The 3,089-nt window shown below is 77.0% G+C and carries 4 protein-coding genes; all 4 read right to left on the bottom strand.

Features of this window, described 5'->3' with window-relative positions; all coding sequences use genetic code 11:
* Positions 1–934, bottom strand: a 934-nt coding sequence (locus tag ABWI04_RS42265; protein ID WP_353835925.1) for a serine/threonine-protein kinase, incomplete at its 3' end; no start/stop codon positions are given.
* Positions 935–954: 20 nt separating this feature from the next.
* Entirely contained in the window at positions 955–1,746 is a 792-nt protein-coding gene (locus tag ABWI04_RS42270) for a putative hydro-lyase (RefSeq protein ID WP_353835926.1), read from the bottom strand.
* Complete coding sequence (locus ABWI04_RS42275) at positions 1,743–2,630, bottom strand: 5-oxoprolinase subunit C family protein (RefSeq protein ID WP_353835927.1); 888 nt, start codon at positions 2,628–2,630, stop codon at positions 1,743–1,745. Before ABWI04_RS42275 ends, ABWI04_RS42270 begins: the two co-directional genes overlap by 4 nt.
* Positions 2,631–2,646: 16 nt before the next feature.
* Positions 2,647–3,089, bottom strand: a 443-nt coding sequence (locus tag ABWI04_RS42280) for a 5-oxoprolinase subunit B family protein (RefSeq protein WP_353835928.1), incomplete at its 5' end; no start/stop codon positions are given.

Raw genomic sequence — 3,089 nt, forward strand, 5'->3', positions numbered from 1 at the left:
GCGCCCCGGCCGCGACCCCGGCGACCAGCAGCGGCCGCCGCGCGGGCCCTCGCCGGGACGGTCCGGGGTCGTCCAGGACGCGGGTCGGGTTCCGCGGCCGGTCCGGCGGCGGAGGGTCGGCGGGGGCGGCGGCGCCGGGCACCTGGAGCCGGACGCCCGAGGCGCGGGACAGGACGCGGGCCGCTTCGGCGGCGGTGGGGCGCGCACCGGGGTCCGGGGACAGGCAGCCGCGGCAGAGGGCGGCGACCTCGTCCGGTGTGCCCTTCCGGAAGGCGGACGAGGGCGTGGGCGGCGCTCCGGTCAGGCACTCGTGCAGGACGACGCCCAGGGAGTAGACGTCGGCCGCCGGGGTCGGGGGCGTCCCGCTCACCAGTTCGGGCGCCATGTAGGCGGGCGTGCCCATCACCGGTCCGCCCGCCGTGCCGGTGAACGCGATGCCGAAGTCGAGGACCTTCACCTCGACCGGGGTGAGGTAGACGTTGCCGGGCTTGATGTCGCGGTGCACGATGCCGGCGTCATGGGCGGCGGCCAGGGCGTCGGCGACCCGGGCGCAGATCCCGGCCGCCTCGCGCCAGGGCAGCGGGCCGCGCGCCAGACGCACGGCCAGGCTCTCCCCGTCCAGCAGCTCCATGACCACGTACGGGATCCGGCGCGGCTCCCGCCACGGGGCTCCCTCCGAGCCGACGCGGTGCTCGCCGTAGTCGTACACGCCAGTGACGCCCGGGTGGGTCAGGGCTGCGGCGGCCTGCGCCTCCTGGCGCAGGCGCCGCGAGAACTCCTCGGGCCCGCCGTCCTTGGGGACCTTGACCGCGACGGCGCGGTCGAGGACGGTGTCGACCGCGCGCCAGACGGTCGCCATGCCGCCGGAGCCGAGAGGCCGCTCGATGCGGTAGCGCCCCCCGAGGCGTTCGCCCGGGGCGATGATCTCGGGCATGGACGAAGCCTATGCCGGACTCAGGGAACGAGGTACCGGCTGTCGCGCGCGTCGGTGATCGCCATGTGGCCGGGGGCGTGCCCGATGGCGAGCTTGGGGCGGGAGGCCATCACCGCCGCCTGCGGGGTCACACCGCAGGCCCAGAACACCGGGACCTCGTCCACTCGGATCTCGACCGGGTCGCCGAAGTCCGGCGCGGACAGGTCGTCGATGCCGAGCTCGACGGGGTCGCCGACGTGCACGGGCGCGCCGTGGACGGAGGGGTACCGGGACGTCACGCGCACGGCGTCGGCCACCTGCGCGGCGGGGACGGGGCGCATGGAGACGACGAGCGGGCCGCCGAACTCGCCGGCGCGGCGGCACATCCGGTTCGTCCGGTACATCGGGACGTTGCTGTTCTGCTCGATGTGCCGGACGGGCACGCCGGCCTCGCGGAGCGCGTCCTCGAAGGTGAAGCTGCACCCGATGAGGAACGAGACGAGGTCCTCGCGCCAGTGGGCGGTCACGTCGTTCGTCTCGGCGACCGGCACTCCGTGCTCGTAGACGACGTAGCCGGGCAGGTCGGTGCGCAGGTCCCCGGCGAACAGCGGGGAGGAGGTCTCGCCGGGCTCGGTCACGTCCAGGACGGGGCACGGTTTGGGGTTGCGCTGCGCGAACAGCAGCAGGTCGAAGGCGTACTCGCGCGGCACGGCGATGAGGTTCGCCTGCGTCCAGCCGGCGCACCAGCCGGACGTGGGAACGCGCAGGCCGGCGCGGAACAGGGCCCTCGCCTGGTCCGGCGTGAGCGCGCCCGGGTCGAGGGGTGCGGTCATGTTTCCTCCCGGAGGTTCGGTGCGGGGTGCGGCCGGAACCGGAGCCGCTGGCCGGGGCGGGCCTGGGCGGCGCGGCCGACGTCGGCGGAGGCGACCACCGCGATCACGGGGTAGCCGCCGGTGAGCGGGTGGTCGGCGAGGAACAGCACGGGCCGCCCGGACGGCGGGACCTGCAGCGCCCCGGTGACCGTCCCCTCGCTGGGCAGCTCGCCGCGCCCGGCGTGCTCCAGCTCCGGCCCGTCCAGGCGCATGCCGACGCGGTCGATCTCGCTGGTCACCGTGTAGGCGGCGGAGAAGAGCGCCGCGAGCGCGCCGGGGGCGAACCAGTCGTGGCGCGGGCCGGGCATCGCGCGCAGCACGATGTCGCCGCCGCGCGGGGGCGCGACGGGCGCGGCGTCCAGGAGCGGCGCCGCGGCGGGCGGCGGGCCGACGGGCAGCAGGTCGCCGGGCTTGAGCGGGGCGGGGCCGAGGCCGGAGAGCGTGTCGGTGGAGCGGGACCCGAGGACGGGCGGGACGGCGACGCCGCCGCGCACGGCCAGGTAGCTGCGCAGCCCGGAGGTGGGCACGCCCATCCGCAGTTCGGCGCCGTCCGGGACGTGGAAGACCGAGTAGGGAGCCTCGGGGCGGCCGTCCACCAGCAGCGGGGCGGGCGCGCCGGTCACCGCGGCGAACACGCCGCCGCGGCAGCGCACGTGCAGGCCGCCGAAGGTGACCTCGACCGCGGCCTCCTCCTCGGGGTTGCCGAGCAGCCGGTTGGCGAGGCGGAACGAGCCCGGGTCCGCGGCGCCCGACACCCCCACGCCGAGCGCCGCGTGACCCGAGCGGCCCAGGTCCTGGACTGTCGCCAGGGGTCCTGTGCGGAGAACGTCCAGAGCGCGCTTCATGGTTCCCGCCAGGGCTTCACGATTTCCTCCGGACGAAGCGGACCCGCGTTCCCGGGCGCAGGAGGGCGGGCGGGTCGCGTTCGAGGTCCCACAGGACGGCCTCCGTGCGTCCGATGAGCTGCCAGCCGCCCGGGGACTCGACCGGGTAGACGCCGCTGTAGCGCCCGGCCAGGCCGACCGCGCCCGCCGGGACGCGGACGCGGGGCGTGGCGCGGCGCGGGACGTCCAGCCGCGGGTCGCCGCCCTCCAGGTAGCCGAATCCGGGCGCGAACCCGGTGAACGCGACCCGCCACGGGGTCCCGGTGTGGGCGGCGACGACCTCGTCCGGGGCGAGCCCGGTGAGGCGGGCCACCTCGGCGAGGTCGGCGCCGTCGTAGACGACGGGGATCTCGGCCTCGCCGGCGTCGCCGCCCGCCGTGCCCGGCCGGGCGGCGCGCACCGCGGCGGCGACCGCGGCCG

This window comes from Actinomadura sp. NPDC000929 (assembly GCF_040492065.1).
Classification (GTDB): Bacteria; Actinomycetota; Actinomycetes; order Streptosporangiales; family Streptosporangiaceae; genus Spirillospora; species Spirillospora verrucosospora.

Coding starts and splice junctions, on each gene's coding strand:
- ABWI04_RS42270 (WP_353835926.1), bottom strand. CDS start 1,746: ATGACCGCACCCCTCGACCCGGGCGCGCTCACGCCGGACCAGGCGAGG.
- ABWI04_RS42275 (WP_353835927.1), bottom strand. CDS start 2,630: ATGAAGCGCGCTCTGGACGTTCTCCGCACAGGACCCCTGGCGACAGTC.